The organism is Legionella israelensis (assembly GCF_004571175.1).
Lineage (GTDB): Bacteria > Pseudomonadota > Gammaproteobacteria > Legionellales > Legionellaceae > Legionella_D > Legionella_D israelensis.
Genome location: NZ_CP038273.1, coordinates 80,262 through 95,960, shown reverse-complemented (window position 1 = coordinate 95,960; position 15,699 = coordinate 80,262). Strand labels below are relative to the sequence as shown.

Sequence of the window (15,699 nt, the reverse complement as noted above, 5' to 3'; positions counted from 1 at the left end):
ACAGGCGGTATAATGCGTACACATTATTGTTGTGAAATTAACGAATCTCATCTTCAACAAACCATCACTGTCTGCGGTTGGGTTCATAACCGTCGGGATCATGGCGGTGTTATTTTTCTTGATATACGGGACAGTTCTGGTCTTTTGCAAGTGGTTTATGAGCCGGAAAATAAAGATATATTCATGGAGGCAGAGAAATTAAGACATGAATATGTCATTAAAGCGACAGGTACAGTAAGAAGGCGTCCTGCTGGGATGGTCAATGAAAAAATGATTACTGGAGCGGTTGAAGTTCTGGGAAGTGAACTGGAAATACTCAACCAGTCTCTGACTCCGCCTTTTTTACCAGATGAACATCACCTGATTAATGAAGATTTACGCTACAGATATCGCTACATTGATTTACGCAGACCCACGATGCAGAATAACCTGATTATTCGTCATAAAATGAATAGCTGTATTCGTGATTATTTAAACGAACGTGGTTTCCTTGATATTGAAACCCCTATGCTAACAAAAGCAACTCCCGAAGGTGCGCGTGATTATCTTGTTCCTTCCAGAGTGCATCAGGGAGAATTTTATGCTTTACCCCAATCTCCTCAGCTTTTTAAGCAGATCTTAATGACTTCCGGTTTTGATAAATATTATCAAATTGTTCGATGTTTTCGTGATGAAGATTTGCGTGCAGACAGGCAACCAGAATTTACCCAGCTTGATCTGGAAATGGCATTTGTCAATGAACATCAGGTTCAGGAGATAATCGAAGGATTGTTGAAAAAAATATTTAAACAGTTATTAGATGTCAATTTACCAGAACAACTGCCACGTATGAGTTATGCTGAAGCAATAAGACGTTTTGGCAGCGATAAACCGGATTTACGTATTCCTCTAGAACTTGTTGATATTGAAGATTTAGTTGTTCACTCAGATTTTAAAGTGTTCAGTGAGGCTGCTAATGATCCGGAGGGCAGGGTAGTTGCTCTGAAACTTCCAAAGGGTTGCGAACTCAGCCGTAAAGAACTTGATGATTATGGTAAATTTGTCAGCATTTATGGAGCAAAAGGTCTTGCTTACATTAAGGTTAATGATCTTGAGCAAGGATTGTCAGGTCTTCAGTCACCCATTTTGAAGTTTCTTTCCGAAGACGTTATCCATGACATTCTAAAAAGGTGTGAAGCAGCCTCGGGGGATGTTATTTTCTTTGGCGCAGGAAAACGTCAGATTGTTAATGAGTCTATGGGGGCATTGAGAGTCAAGCTTGGCCATGATAGAAATCTAATCGAAGAAGGTTGGCGATTATTGTGGATCATAGACTGGCCAATGTTTGAAAAAAATCCAAAAACAAACAAGATTGAACCAATGCATCATCCATTTACCTCTCCTCGAGAAACAGACGCTGAACATCTGCAAAAAAATCCGACAGGTACACTGGCCCGAGCTTATGATATTGTCATTAACGGTTTTGAAATTGGTGGTGGCTCTATTCGTATACATCGGCCTGACATGCAGCAAACGGTGTTTGAACTGCTGGGGATTAATGAGCAGGAAGCAAAAAGTAAGTTCGGTTTTCTTTTGGAAGCCTTGCAATTCGGGGCACCTCCACACGGAGGTATCGCTTTGGGTATTGATCGTTTAGCCATGCTTTTAACGCACTCGGACTCTATACGTGATGTCATTGCTTTTCCAAAAACACAATCAGCTTCCTGTCTTTTAACAAATGCGCCAGCATCTGTGGGACATGATCAGCTGTTAGAACTGGGGATTAAACTTGCGTCTTCTGTTCAAATCTAATGTAAGCAAAGTTATTTTTAGCCGTTGTCTTCAGTATTTTTTGTTGGTGTTGTTATTTTTCACCTCCTCAGGCTCTTTTGGACATGACAGCGACAACACGGGCAAACTGATAGAATATTTTGCCCAGGAAAAAGTTAATCTGACTCTGGCTATTAATAATACTAAATTAATTCAGCCTCCCAAAAATGAGGCTGAACTTCTTGAGCGTTCAAATCAAAATAACATCAAACAATTATTCATCAAACTAAAAATTGATAATTTTCAGGAATTTTTAGCAAATCAACAAAAACTGCAACTGGAGTTGGATCATAAAATCAAATCCATTCAACAGGCCTTTGTAGATAAAACTGCTCTTGCCAGTGCTCAGGAACAATTAGCTAAATTAGAGACATTAAGTACAGTCAATAAAAAAACCATTGAATTAATTAATGAAGCGATAAAACTTGCCGAACAATATCAATTGATTTTAAAGGAAGAAAAAAAACAGATTCAAATATGGGAAAGCAAAATAAAACTTAATCAACAAATTAAAGCTATAGAAACAAAAGAGGAGGAAGTCAATCTACTCCTTGGACAGCTTTATCAACGCAATATTGATTTACAACAACAGCAAAACAAAACAGATATTAATGATCAGTTTTTAATGGCTTATGAATCAAATTTATTAATTAACAATCAAAATATTCGTCTTGCCCAGCAGGAAATAAATGTGCTTCATTTGCAAAAAAAAATCCTCAAGGCACATTATCTGTTGCTTAAAAACCGAACGAATAAAAGTTTGGCCAATGTTGTGGACATTTACAAACAAGCCGTTGAGTATCTTTCCACTATGCAACAATCTTTAATCAAAATGTCGGCGTCATTGGCACAAGACCACTATTTTTCAAATAATACAGAAATAAAGCAGCAATATCTGAAGTTAGAGCAAAATATAAAAAAAAGGATAGGGGAGAGTATTGAACAACAGAAAATATGGCGTGAAAAACTAGAAAAATATCAGCAATTATTAAAAAAACAACCATCTTCTGCTCATCAGACTTTAGCTGAATATCGGATAGACAGTTTGCCATTGATTTTCCAGCAAATTGTATCCATTCCCAAACAATTTTATAATTATTTAAAAATATTGGCTTATAAAGTTCGTAATAATTATCTTTGGACTGATCCTGTTCCAGCCGCACTTTTATGGGTATCTATGATAATTATTTTAATCTTTGCTTTTCTTTTTAATCAATTTCTGCTTTCTCTCTCTCATAATAAGGAACGTTATCGTCTGACTGGCTATCTTTATGATGGCCTGTTAATTTTAATAAAGCGCAACATACCTCATATTACTCTGTTCAGTCTACTGCTGATGTGTCTACTGATTACTAAAGTCCCATATTCCAATTATCAGTTATTATTCAATTTAATGGTGGTCTGGTTAACTTTTCGAACCTTAATTTTGATCGCACGTTTGGTTTTGTTAGAGCGGATCAGCGATGCATCAGGCAAAGATGTAAAATTATATTATCGACTTAAATGGTTGTTGCTGGCGGGGGGATGGGCAACTGCTTTAATGGTTATTAGTCATCAATTACCCTTATCTGTGATTTTGCAAGATATATTTAATCGGCTATTTATGCTTTTTATACTGGCTATTTCGCTGGTTACCTGGAAAAGCAAAGATGTTCTGCAGCATTTATTAAAACCTTATTTGAAAAGAAAAAAACGCTATTATCAGAATGCTGTAAAAATATTTGTGCTTCTACTGCCATTAACGCTCTTTACCACGGCCATTATCGGTTTACTTGGATTTTCGACGCTCGCTTGGACAATGTACTTATATCAGGCTTATATACTTTTAATTTTAATGGCTTATGTATTAACACGTGGACTGCTTTTTGATGCTTTGGAGCTTATCTCTGAATGGATGATTTCTTCTTTACAAAATGGTTGGCTTTGGATTGAAGTTCTATTAAAACCTTTAGATAAAATATTACGTATCCTACTTCTTATCGTCAGTATCTTGCTTTTATTTCAGCTTTTTGGCCTGTTTTCTGATCAAACTATCATGAACCGTTTGGAAACGATTATTTTGTATCCGTTTATTAACCTGTCAGGCGTACATATTACTCTTTTAAGTGCATTTGAATTTTTGATTTTACTTTCTATTTTTATTTGGGCAGCCAAATGGACAAGAGAATTTTGTTATCGCTGGTTATACCGTAATGCCAAAGATGCCGGAATAAGAAACAGTCTGTCGGTATTCTCTCAATATGCGGTTATTCTGATTGGCAGTATCATTACTTTACGAGTGCTGGGTCTGGACTTCAGTGGCATGTCCTTTATATTAGGTGGGTTGGCCGTTGGTATGGGCTTTGGCTTACGTGATTTTGCCAGCAATATTATTGGCGGAATTATGTTATTGATTGAGCGCCCTGTGCGGGAAGGAGATTTAATCACACTTGGCAGTTATGAGGGTCGTGTCGCTCATATCGGCATTCGCTCTATGCGGGTATCCTCTTGGGATAATATGGAAGTTTTGATTCCCAATGCTGAAACTTTCAACAAACCATTCACCAACTGGACTCATCAGGATAATATTGTCAGAACTGTTGTGCCGGTTAAAGTCAGCAGAGCAGATGACCCGGTTACGGTACAACAACTTATCCTGGATGTTTTAGCTATTATTCCGGAAGTATTAAGTGAACCACCGGCACAGGTTTTTCTAAAACAAATTGATGAAGCATTGATTGAATTTGAAGTAAGATACTTCATTAATGTGGAACAACATACACGGTTTGAAGTTCGTTCTAAAGTATTGTTTGCCATTACGGCACAATTTAAAGCAGCGGGAATAAAGCCCCCCATTCCTCCGCTGAATGTAGAATTGGTTAATGTTGATGAAGATGAAAATGGCCTTTGTAAAGAATCCACCAAAAAATGAGCGAGAGTTAATTGACAATTATCAACAAATTGCCGGGTTAACATTTTTTCAATTGGCAGAACAATTAGGATTAGACTTTCCTGCTCTACCATCGCAGCGCAAAGGATGGGTAGGGCAGGCTATTGAGTTGGCTTTGGGGACGACGGCAAGCAATCATTCATTGCCCGATTTCCATCATTTGGGAATAGAACTTAAAACCCTCCCTCTTGGCTCAAATGGTAAGCCAACAGAGTCTACCTTTATTACTACTATTCCTCTGTTAACCATACATCAACAAAACTGGTCTGCCTCTCAATGTTTTGCCAAATTAAAAAAAGTTCTCTGGTTACCTGTTGAAGGCGACACAGAAATTCCTTTTTTGCATCGTAGAATAGGATTGGGTTTTTTATGGTCACCGACTTTACAACAAACTCAGATTTTAGAAGCAGACTGGACTTATTTAACCAACATGATATGTATGGGACAACTGGAAGAAATTGACGCCCGACACGGAGAGTATCTCCAGATTAGACCCAAAGCAGCAAATGCCAAGTCCTTAAGCTATTCTTTTGATTCTACAGGAAAAAAAATAAAGACCCTACCTCGAGGCTTTTATTTAAGAAGTTCTTTTACAGCAGAGATATTAACATCCGCATTAATTTGAGTATCGTTCTAATCAACAATATTTCATGGAAACTAGAAATTTGGTGAAAATCATGTTGAAAAAAATATAAATTTTGACAAATTCTATTTATAGAGTATATTTATATATAAATAGATAATTTTTATATTATTATTATGATTTCTAATACTCCTCATCAATTAACAGATGATATTTTAAAACGTAATACAAAAAATGTTATTGCTCTTTTTCAGCATTGGAAGCTGAAAAATGAGGAAGAATGTAGTTTACTGGGTGGTATAAGCCCTGCGCAACTGGCAAAATATAAAAAGGGAACAGCAATTATTCATGGTCGGGATACAATAGAGCGAGTAGGCAATTTATTAGGGATTCATAAAAATCTACGTATTTTATATCCTTATAATCGAGAAGTGGTTTATAAATGGATTAAAGCCCGAAATCATAAGCTACATAATCTTGCTCCTTTAGAAGTTATGTTGGAACATGGATACATGGGTATTGCTCAGATTAGACGTTTTACTGATTTTTTAAGAGGACAATAATTTGTCTTTATTTGATTGCTCCATGGACTATGCAAGAGATGTTTTTAGAAACATCCGAGGTATAAAAAAGTCACAGGATTTATTTGATGATTTAAGCAACGATCCCATGGATTGGGAAGCAGCAAACTCTCTTGAAATTTATACCCATCCGCCTTTACAGAATGCACAGATTATTCAGCGTGCTTTTGACTACAGTAAAAATGATTTTATTGACTATCCGTTTGAGCATATTACTCAATCCCGTTACAGCGATGGTTCTATTGCGGTCTGGTATGGCTCTGAAACCATGGAAACGAGCATTTATGAAACAGCCTTTCATTTTATGAAAGAAATTCTGGATGCACCTGATGCTTTTAGCGAAGAAAGCTTTATTCAGATTGACCGTAGAATAGCAAAAGTAAATTGTTGCGGCTTGGCTTTTGATCTTTCCCCTAAAGCAGATGAATTTCCCTGGTTAATTGATCCGGTGAATTACACAAAGTGCCAGGAAATTGGAAGACGCGTTGCTACAGAAGGGCATCCTTTATTACGGGTACCTTCAGCAAGGCATGATAAGGGTATTAATATAGTTGCTTTTTCTCAACAGGTATTATCCAATCCAAGAGAATTTTGCAAACTTCAATACAAATTTGATTTGATAAATAATAATTTAATGGTTTTCAGAAATAAGGAGCAAGTAAAACAATTTGATTTTTTCATAAATGAGCTGAACAATTTCAATATTACCAGTTTCATGGCTGACAATAAGAGCAGGGAAAAGACAAGAACTTAGTAATTCACCATTTACCAGCGTGTTAAGATGATCTCTGCTTGGTAAATAACTATATGGGTTTGTATTTTTCCAAAGCTATTTTTCCCAATCGAGTTCCTGCTACTTGATAGCGGGGTCTAAAACAGAGTTTCGTATGGATACTGCGGTCGATGTCGATTTTAAGTCTGGCTCTGAGTTTTTCCAAGTCATCGATTTGTCGGGAGCTCTGATAAGGTCTTAGTGATCTATTAGATATTATAATCTCTATCGTAAACTCAGGCCAATTGATGTTTTTTTAACGTATCCATACGTGTGGTGTAAATTTCAATGAATTTCTCAGCTTTTTTGTCTTCAACCGGATAACCATTAGTTGTGAGGACTTGATTAATGGCTTTGCATATCTCATTACGAATACTGGGGTCAGAAATTGCTTTTGTGGCGGTTCGAATGGTATAAAGACCGCCAGCAAGTTCATGCGCTGACAGAGGGTCTGAAAGAAGATTTCTCAAAGATTTGGCCAATGACTGATATTTCTGGATGGTTTTACCTGTGCAAAGAAAAGGCAAGCAATGGCTGGCTTTATGTTCTCTGATGTAATGACTAATTTCCTGTTCAACTTGACTAATACCATACATCAGGTTGATGCGCCTGAATTTTTTGGTAGATACATCGATGGCTTTTGATGCTTTTTCAATGATTTCCTTTTCCTTTTTATCAGTGGATTTTTTGCCTATAACCATTGACAATAAACCAGCATACTTATCAATTACAGCAGCAGCAAGTTCGATTTTTATTTCCAGCTCTTTTGGGCTTTGAGGATTATCAGGATCACGGTTTTTTACCGTTAATTCAATTTCAGCGCTATCTAGAATTTCCTGTAGATGATCGTTCATTTTGCCGTTGTAACCATCTTTCAATAAAGAAAATATTTCACGGAATGGAATATTTTGTCTTGCCGCTAAAAAGCCGACTTGTTTGGTCACAGGAGGTGATTGTATGTAATGTTCAGCTTGTGTCAGGAGATCAACAACGCCATCCAGTTTTGCATCCTGTTTTGAAAATTGAGAAATTTTGCTTGCTAATTGATCCGTTGAAACAAGAAAAGAGTTAATACTTCTTTTTATTTTGTCCAGTTCCGTTGCTGATATACCGTTCTTTTCATTGCACATGTCCAATTCCTTTTGTAGATAAAACAATGTTATATGGCGCTCACTTGCAATCACAACACACTAAATGTAAATACTCACTGCGTAACAAGAGTAGTAAATAATTATATTTGACTTTAAATTTAACAAAATTGCAAATCTAATTTATTCATCTTAATACAGGTCTACGCATTAGCGAGTTGTGTAATTGACATCAGTGAAAATATGGCAAGGGGCTGTAATACCACTTGCTCTAAGTGTTAAAACTGAGATTGGGGTAGAGCGTCATGGTGTTCTGATTCGGGCTTTATACGTTTACCAATCGTTTCAACCAGTTTGTCAATCTGCAATTGCAGATTCTTGTCTTCTGAAGGTTTGGTTGAAACAGGGTTATTAATAGCATAATTGTTGGTAATGATTACCTCAGCATATGTACGAGTAGGGGCAACATATTTAAAAAAGCCCTCTCTTACAAAACGCAGTTCATGCTTTTTGACTTCTTCTTCTGTACGACATCTTTCCTTAATATCACGTTCTGTGCGTTGTTTCTGATAGGAAAGATAAGACACTGATTCCACAAAAACAGTAAGCGTATTCTCTTCAAGATTCAACCTGCCAAAATCATATAAGGCAAATATACCTTCAATAATAACAACATCTTGCGCAGAAAATTCTTCTTCTCCAAGCCTATCTGATTCAATAAAGGAATAAAGGGGTTTTTTTATACTTTTATTTTGAGCTAATTGCTTAATATGCTCTTGAAGCAAATCCATATCCATGGCGTGTGGGGCATCAAAATTTGTGTTTTTTTGGTATTCAGAGATTTCTTCTTTGCTTTTAATGGATACAGGTCTTTGCTTGTAATAATCATCCATTTTTAAAAAATTTGTTTTAATTCCCGTTTCTTGCAATTTTTTTGCAAGTTCCTTAGCAATACAGGATTTTCCTGAGCCAGAAGCGCCAGCAATCAATACAATTAAAGTCATAAAACAACCTGATTAAATTTAAAATGGATTGAATAATAAACAATTAATTTTTTTTTGTAAAATAATTTTGCATTGTGACTTAGGAAAAATAGAAACAGCTATCAGATAGCTGTTTCTTGAGGTCACTATTATTGAGATGGATTTGAGATAATAGGGGGGTTAACATTTAATGGATCTATTTTCCCTTTAGTGAAAATAGGGCCATGAAAGCCTGGCTCATATATTTCTCCCGATTCATTAGGGAAAACCAACAGTTGAACACTGACTCCTTCTATAGGGAATTGAGCAAATAAGTCATCGCCAATTCTCTCAGCAATGATTTCCCAGTAAGTATTTGTTGGCAGTTCATCACTGGGTTCCAAATAGTCCAGAACCTGCTTTCGCAGCAATCTGTAATCTGGATATTGAGAAGAATCGAGATCTTTTTTCAATGCATAACGTACATACACGTTCAATTCCTGCCCACCCTGGCGCTGAGTGTGATATTTCTGAATCTGGAACTGAAAATCATTTCGAACCTGTATATTACTCTTATCAGCGAAACTGAATTGAGCCGCCAGTAATAGCGCACTTAACAGAAATAATCTTATATAATTTTTCATCTTAAAACCTCAAATTTAATATCAAAACAAGGATCCATACGAAAAAACATGTCGTAAAGATCAATTTATAAAGACTAAAAATTTTATGTAGAATCAAAAGCTTAATTTAGGAGGTTTATAGATCTTTTTCAGTTTTCCAATTGTTAATATGCCCGGAAGAAAAAAGATAAGTAATTGACCAAAAGGGGCGTATGTAGTTGAAGTGTACTCCGTATATAACATGCAAAACATTGAGCTTTGCGATTTTTGACAAGGTTTGAGATTTATATTTTCACTTGCATTTTTACGGCATTTTGAATTGCTGCTTAAATATTTAGTCGTATGTTTCACTGATTTTTGTTCAAAAAAATTGCTATGGATGCTAGTCACCCATAATTGGCACGAAGCTAATAATAAAATTGAGAGTTTTAAAAAAAAGCTTTGCTTTAAGTGCATGTTTTTGAGCATTAATTAATCATGCCAACTGTTTTTTACAATGTTATCATTTTTTTTATGGCCGATAAAGACCGCTTACAATGACCAGTTTCTTGCTTATTGCCTGGCTTTAAGGCTATCTGATAATGTAAAATTATGTTTTATCGAGATGTTCGAGAGTAGTGAGACATGAACGACATGCTAAAATATCAATCGGCTAATGAATCGGAATTAGGTAAAAAGTCTGCTTACGAATCAAGCTATAATCCAAATCGACTCTATCCTATTCCAAGGATGTCTAAGCGGCAAGAGATAGGCATTGATCCAGTTCATCTTCCTTTTGTGGGCTTTGACTATTGGAATCACTATGAGGTGTCCTGGCTTAATAAAAAAGGAAAGCCTATGGTTGGTATTGGTGAAATTATCTATGATTGTCATTCGCCAAAACTGATTGAATCCAAGTCACTAAAGCTTTACTTTAATTCTTTTAACAATACAAAGATTAGAAGTATTTCTGAATTAGAAAACATCATCCAAAAAGATTTGGAGAAATGTACTGGTTCACCGGTTTTCATCAAAATTTATCCTCTTGAACAAGCTAAAAAATTTGCTCTGTCACAATCTTTGAGCGGTGAGTGCATTGATCATCTCGATGTTGAATGTTCTGTTTATTTGGTTGAGCCATCTTTCCTTACCGTTCATGATGAGATGGTAGAGGAAACGTTATATTCTGATCTGTTAAAATCAAATTGTCTGGTCACCCATCAACCTGATTGGGGAAGCATACAAATAGCCTATAAAGGACAAAAAATAAATAGGGAAGGATTATTGAAATATCTTGTTTCATATAGAAACCATAATGAGTTTCATGAGCAATGTATTGAACGGATTTTTGTAGATATCATGAACCATTGTAAACCTGAAATATTAACTGTCTATGGTCGTTATACAAGACGAGGAGGTTTGGATATTAATCCTTACCGTTCAACCGTGGGCACGTCTGTTGAAAGGAAAAATACTCGATTAATTCGTCAATAAAAAATAAAATAATCAAATGCCATGCCATACACGGTTGATTATCCAGAAATGTAATTTAAAATATAATTATTTTGAATGAATTGTTTAAAGCGGTGTATGAGATGCTATAGGGTCTTTTATTATGTTCCAGCGCACTAAGTCTGATTATCAGAATAATCAGACTTAGTGCGCTGGGGTTTCAGATTTCAACGTTTAAGCACGGCTTTCCTCTACTCTTTTAAACGCTATTTAAAGAAAACTATTTTTTGTGAGATGCTGATAGCGAGGATTTGAGCCTAAGGCCTGGTTCGGATCCACGGGTACATCAATAAGCAATGATTGCTTTCTGTTTGAATAGGCATATTTCATGATATCTTTTAAGTTAGATAGATCTGGTTTTAATCTAATGGCTTGCCAGCCATGTGCTTTTGCCGCCATCACAAAATCAATGGTGTTGAGTTGAGCATGTTGTTTCTCAGAAGGCAGCCCCGGAATAATCAGATCAAGTCCATGCCGCACGATATGATATTCATTATTATTCATAATAAACAATACAATCCCCAATCTACTTACTTCTGCTAATGCACCTCCATATAATCTCCAACAGCCATCACCTGAAAAGCCAAAACAATGGACGTTGGTGTGTGTGGCTTTAGCCCCAATCAGCATACCAAATGCTCCGCCCATGGCCGAACCATCCTGAGCACTGAAAAAGCGAATATTAGGATGAGCAACCTCCATAATACATTGTCTGTCGCGATAAGATATACATACATCATCAAATCCGATACTCGGCTTTTTCCAAAGCGCAGATAAATTCTGGTAGAAATCAACTAAATCAACATATGATTTCTCAACAGAATGTACAAGATTTTTTGTAACTGGAGATAAGGATGAAACAGGAAACGGTTTTATTTCTGGCGCTACTTCTAACTCTTCAAGCAGCATGGAAAGGGATAAATGAAGTGGTCCGTGCACAACATTGAAATTATTTTTAAATCGATGTTGATATGAGCCGTCAATAAAACCATAGCCACGCTTATGACGGGTAAAACACCAGCAATCTCCCACAGGCAATTTATTTTGTGGAAAATGGTACTCCCCTGCTTCCATACCTAAGCAAATCAATATATCTTTCTCGTTCAAATGATTCCAGATTTTATTCGCCCTTTCATTGCCGCCTAGTCCAATATGACCGTAATGATGGGAAGTATTTTGACCGGCTGCACTTGAGCCATTGACAGTACAAACGACAATACCCCCTAATTTATTTTTTAATTTTTCAATTAAAGGATAGGTTTTTTGTTGAAAGCCTGCCTCAGCACAAACATATAAAATTAATCGCCTGTCTTCATGTGACGCTTTTTTTAGAAAGCAGATAAAAGAATTAAGAGCTTCTTTATCTATTGTGTTAATCGAAGGTATACTCGGCAAGTGAGTAAGATTTATCGGTTGGCATAAGATGTCTGGATAAAAAAGAAAAACAGCAGGTCTGGATTGCGATAAAACTGAAGCTATCTGATTTAACTGTTCTGGAAGTTGATCAATGTTTTTTAAGACCTGTACTGCATCGCCAAATTCAGCTTTTAATTGCGGCACAATATTCATTCCATACTCCCCCACATCCTGTAAAGGAGACTGTCTGGTCATCTGAGAGTTATTCAAAGAAAAAATGTATAAAGCCGGAATACGCATAAAACGCGCATCACTTAAACCGCTGGCAGCTAATTTTATTGCAGCACCGGTGGTCGTGATACATGCGGCTGTTTGTTCTGAGGAAAGATAATATCCAATGGGTGCAAAACCTGCAGCATACTCACTCAGGGTAAAAAAGCGCAGTTTTTTAGAAACTTCATTAACGGAAAATCGTTTAACATATTTCAGCAGATGAATGATTCCTCCCCCATTAACACCAAATGCGCAACGAATATTCCAGTTTTCCATTGCTGCTATGAGGGCTTTATTTCCTTCTTCATAATGCATTTATTAATTCCATAAAAACAACTATCGAACAGACTTCATAAATAAAGTATAGACAAATGAGTATTACTGGCAGGATAGGCCTGGTTTTCTATAATTTTATAGAACAGGGGCTATAGAAAATTAAAACGGATTCATGGAGGAAGAGTTTGAACATTGTTCTGGCGGTTATTCTTTTTATCACAGGCCTTGCTCTTCTTCTTTATTTTGCTGAAAAGCTGGTTAAAGGAGCTGTTGGCACGTCAACCGGCTTTGGTGTTTCAGTTTTTCTTGTGAGTGTTGTTTTTATTGGTTTTGACCCTGAAAATCTGGCTGTCGGAGCCGTTGGTTCTTTTAATGAAGCAGCAGGTATAGCCTTAGGTTCAATTATCGGTGCTACAATGGTGGCTATTGGGCTTGCCTTTGGAATAACTGCGCTCATAACGTCAATGAAGTTTAAGCAAACACCAATTCGCATCCTTCTTTTACCCAACCTGGCCATTTTTTTATTTGGCATATTAGCAATAGACGGAGAACTCTCAAGGATAGATGGAGTTCTCTTGTTTCTTGGATTTATTTTGTCCATAAGCTATCTTGCCTGGCTAAATAAAAAAGGATATGACATCAAATCTTCTCATGAGTTCACTGAAACTTCCACTAAACAAAAGAAGTGGAAATCTTTAGGGCTATTATTGCTTTCTCTTACTGGCATCATTGTGGGTAGCGAGCTGGTGGTTGTTGCGTCCAAAACCATGATAACTTATTTTGATATATCAGAAACCTTCTTTGGGATGACTATCCTTGCCCTTTTAGTCAGCATCGAAGAACTGGCGAGAGAATTACCTGCTGCACTAAAGGGCCGGCCGGACATCAGCTTTGGCAATGTGGTTGGTTCGGTTTTTGCGTTTTTTTTATTTAATGCAGGTATCATTGCCATGATACGACCTGTTGCGGTTGACCGCTCAACATTATATTTCTACTTGCCTCTATGTTTGCTGACCATGATGGTTGTATCTTTTTTTGTCTTTAGACAACAGATATCAAGATGGATGGGTGGATTTCTGGTTTTGCTCTATTTCATCTTTGCCGCAGGCGGCTATTTCGTGTCATGAAATTAAAACCACATCTTGATATGAAAACGAAAAAGATCAAATGTCGCTTAGACGTCCAATGGTATTTTTTAGTGCATGTTTTAATTTTTTAACGGCTCCGGTAGTTGCCTGCATAACTGTAGATGCATTATCACTGACCACAATGGGTTGATGGTGTTTGAGGCGGGCCTCAAGCAGGCATCTCTTGTCGTATTGACCTGATTTTTGGCTGTTTTCATCTCCAAGATGAACTTCAATACGTGTAAGATAATTACTGAACCTGTCCAGTTTTTTATTAATTTCGTTTTTGACTTTCTCTGCCAATTGCTCATGTCCTTCAACATTGTTATCCGTATTGATTTGAATCTGCATAATGTCTCTCCTATCTCCTGTTATTCAAAATAATATACTAAAAATAACTTAACTACTATTAAATGGATTAGCTAAATTCACGGCGAAACCAGTTTAATGCTAATAATGTCTTAACATCGTTAATCTTCATGTTATCCATCATTTGATACACGTCTTCTCTTTTAATTACATGAGTCAGGATCTCTTCACCCTCACTTTCTAAGCCACCTAATTGACTTTGTGGTACTTCTTTTACAGTGACATAAAAGATATGCGTTTTTTCAGTAATAATACCGGGGCTTGTATAAGCCACCATAATTTCTCTTAAATGCCCGACCTCAAGGCCTGCTTCTTCGCGTACCTCTTGATAAGCCGTTTCTTCCGGGCTGTGGTTTTTTTCTATTGAACCTGCTACGCACTCAAGCGGAAAGGGATCATCTTCTGATGGATTGAAAAATATTCCTGAACGAAATTGTTGGCAAAAAACAAAGCTGTCTATTTCAGAAGCATAAATCAATACAATAACAGAGTCAGAACAATGCAGTATTTCTCTTTTATTCAAATGAATATAATTTTTTTGCGGATTAAGGCTCGGAGCTTCGATATTATAAACGGAAAACTGATTAAATCCCTCATAATATTGTGTTGCTTCAAGAATACGGCCTTTTTTCATAATGATTACCTTTTTATTAATTTTATTCTGAGGCTTTTATACACCTGAGATTATAGATTTTATTTTTTATTTTTAGCAATTTATCACTTAAAATAGTATTCACTATAATAAAACCCATCATTCATATTTTACTCAGGAACTTCTTTAATGAAAGAAAACAAAGTCTATGCGGTACAAAAAAATGAAATAAGAGATGCTGCCTTTACGTTGTTTCAGGCTTTTCAGCACGATCCTTTCATGCGCTGGGTTTTTATAACGGAAGAAAATTACTATAAAAACGCGCTGGCCGTTATAGAAACATGGGTTAAATATTCTATATTGTATGGATGGGCCTGGCGAACTGAGCATTTTGAATCAGTAGCCTTGCGGCTCAAACCAGGTGATTTGCAAAATTCATTTTGGCGTTTCTTTCGTTCCGGAATGCTCAAAACCCCAAAACTCATGGGTAAAGAGTCTTTTAGACGACTCATGTTTATCTCTAATACATCTCAAAAAATAAAAAAAGAACAAATGAAAATTCACCCTTTTATTTATTGCTGGTTCTTAGGGACCAAGCCGGAACTTCAAGGACAAGGTTTTGGCTCAACCCTTATGAAAAAAACATTTTCAATTGCTGAGCAATTAGGAGTGGATTGCTATCTGGAAACAGGTTCGGATCGCTCAAAAAAAATTCATATGAGTCAAGGCTACCAAACCCTGCAAGAATATATGACACCAGATAAAGCGATAACTATCACCGTTATGTTGAAAAATTATCAGTTGACTTAAATTGAAATACAGGAACTTGCGACCTGACGTAAAAATTATTGCGCAGACTTAACAATTT

At 36.4% G+C, this 15,699-nt stretch carries 14 protein-coding genes; 8 read left to right on the top strand and 6 right to left on the bottom strand.

Annotated elements, in window-relative coordinates; genetic code table 11:
* Positions 1-12: 12 nt before the first annotated feature.
* From aspS to E4T55_RS00390, 5 genes are all read left to right on the top strand, one after another.
* Positions 13-1,791, top strand: coding sequence for an aspartate--tRNA ligase (gene aspS / locus E4T55_RS00410; protein WP_058501916.1), 1,779 nt, complete (start codon positions 13-15; stop codon positions 1,789-1,791).
* Positions 1,769-4,720: a mechanosensitive ion channel domain-containing protein gene (locus E4T55_RS00405; protein ID WP_223168293.1), complete on the top strand. Its 2,952-nt coding sequence runs from the start codon at positions 1,769-1,771 to the stop codon at positions 4,718-4,720. Before aspS ends, E4T55_RS00405 begins: the two co-directional genes overlap by 23 nt.
* On the top strand, positions 4,683-5,363 hold the full coding sequence (gene mutH / locus E4T55_RS00400; protein WP_058501915.1) for a DNA mismatch repair endonuclease MutH: 681 nt from the start codon (positions 4,683-4,685) through the stop codon (positions 5,361-5,363). Before E4T55_RS00405 ends, mutH begins: the two co-directional genes overlap by 38 nt.
* A 134-nt stretch (positions 5,364-5,497) precedes the next feature.
* Positions 5,498-5,884: a hypothetical protein gene (locus E4T55_RS00395; RefSeq protein ID WP_058501914.1), complete on the top strand. Its 387-nt coding sequence runs from the start codon at positions 5,498-5,500 to the stop codon at positions 5,882-5,884.
* A 1-nt stretch (position 5,885) separates the two neighbouring features.
* Positions 5,886-6,656, top strand: a complete 771-nt coding sequence (locus tag E4T55_RS00390) for an RES family NAD+ phosphorylase (protein ID WP_065235998.1) — start codon at positions 5,886-5,888, stop codon at positions 6,654-6,656.
* Between the two features lie 254 nt (positions 6,657-6,910).
* On the opposite strand, the gene E4T55_RS00385 is transcribed toward E4T55_RS00390, so the two are convergent.
* The 3 genes from E4T55_RS00385 to E4T55_RS00375 all read right to left on the bottom strand — a co-directional run bounded on the left by E4T55_RS00385 (position 6,911) and on the right by E4T55_RS00375 (position 9,368).
* Entirely contained in the window at positions 6,911-7,804 is an 894-nt protein-coding gene (locus E4T55_RS00385; RefSeq protein ID WP_058501913.1) for a hypothetical protein, read from the bottom strand.
* A 236-nt stretch (positions 7,805-8,040) separates the two neighbouring features.
* Entirely contained in the window at positions 8,041-8,766 is a 726-nt protein-coding gene (locus tag E4T55_RS00380) for a uridine kinase family protein (RefSeq protein WP_058501912.1), read from the bottom strand.
* Between the two features lie 128 nt (positions 8,767-8,894).
* Complete coding sequence (locus E4T55_RS00375; protein WP_058501911.1) at positions 8,895-9,368, bottom strand: hypothetical protein; 474 nt, start codon at positions 9,366-9,368, stop codon at positions 8,895-8,897.
* Between the two features lie 603 nt (positions 9,369-9,971).
* Here E4T55_RS00375 and queF point away from each other — a divergent pair.
* Positions 9,972-10,820: an NADPH-dependent 7-cyano-7-deazaguanine reductase QueF gene (queF, locus tag E4T55_RS00370; RefSeq protein ID WP_082636530.1), complete on the top strand. Its 849-nt coding sequence runs from the start codon at positions 9,972-9,974 to the stop codon at positions 10,818-10,820.
* 228 nt (positions 10,821-11,048) lie between these two features.
* On the opposite strand, the gene E4T55_RS00365 is transcribed toward queF, so the two are convergent.
* Positions 11,049-12,782: a thiamine pyrophosphate-dependent enzyme gene (locus E4T55_RS00365; protein WP_058501908.1), complete on the bottom strand. Its 1,734-nt coding sequence runs from the start codon at positions 12,780-12,782 to the stop codon at positions 11,049-11,051.
* 146 nt (positions 12,783-12,928) lie between these two features.
* Between E4T55_RS00365 and E4T55_RS00360 the strand changes: the two genes are divergently transcribed.
* The gene (locus E4T55_RS00360) at positions 12,929-13,870 is read left to right on the top strand and encodes a sodium:calcium antiporter (RefSeq protein WP_058501907.1); all 942 of its coding nucleotides are present in this window, start codon (positions 12,929-12,931) and stop codon (positions 13,868-13,870) included.
* Positions 13,871-13,906: 36 nt separating this feature from the next.
* On the opposite strand, the gene E4T55_RS00355 is transcribed toward E4T55_RS00360, so the two are convergent.
* Both E4T55_RS00355 and E4T55_RS00350 read right to left on the bottom strand, forming a co-directional pair.
* Entirely contained in the window at positions 13,907-14,221 is a 315-nt protein-coding gene (locus tag E4T55_RS00355) for an HPF/RaiA family ribosome-associated protein (RefSeq protein WP_058501906.1), read from the bottom strand.
* A 67-nt stretch (positions 14,222-14,288) separates the two neighbouring features.
* The gene (locus E4T55_RS00350; RefSeq protein WP_058501905.1) at positions 14,289-14,873 is read right to left on the bottom strand and encodes an NUDIX domain-containing protein; all 585 of its coding nucleotides are present in this window, start codon (positions 14,871-14,873) and stop codon (positions 14,289-14,291) included.
* A 147-nt stretch (positions 14,874-15,020) separates the two neighbouring features.
* Here E4T55_RS00350 and E4T55_RS00345 point away from each other — a divergent pair, with 147 nt between their 5' ends.
* Positions 15,021-15,641 (top strand): GNAT family N-acetyltransferase, encoded by a 621-nt coding sequence (locus E4T55_RS00345; RefSeq protein ID WP_058501904.1) that lies wholly within the window; start codon positions 15,021-15,023, stop codon positions 15,639-15,641.
* Positions 15,642-15,699: the final 58 nt, after the last annotated feature.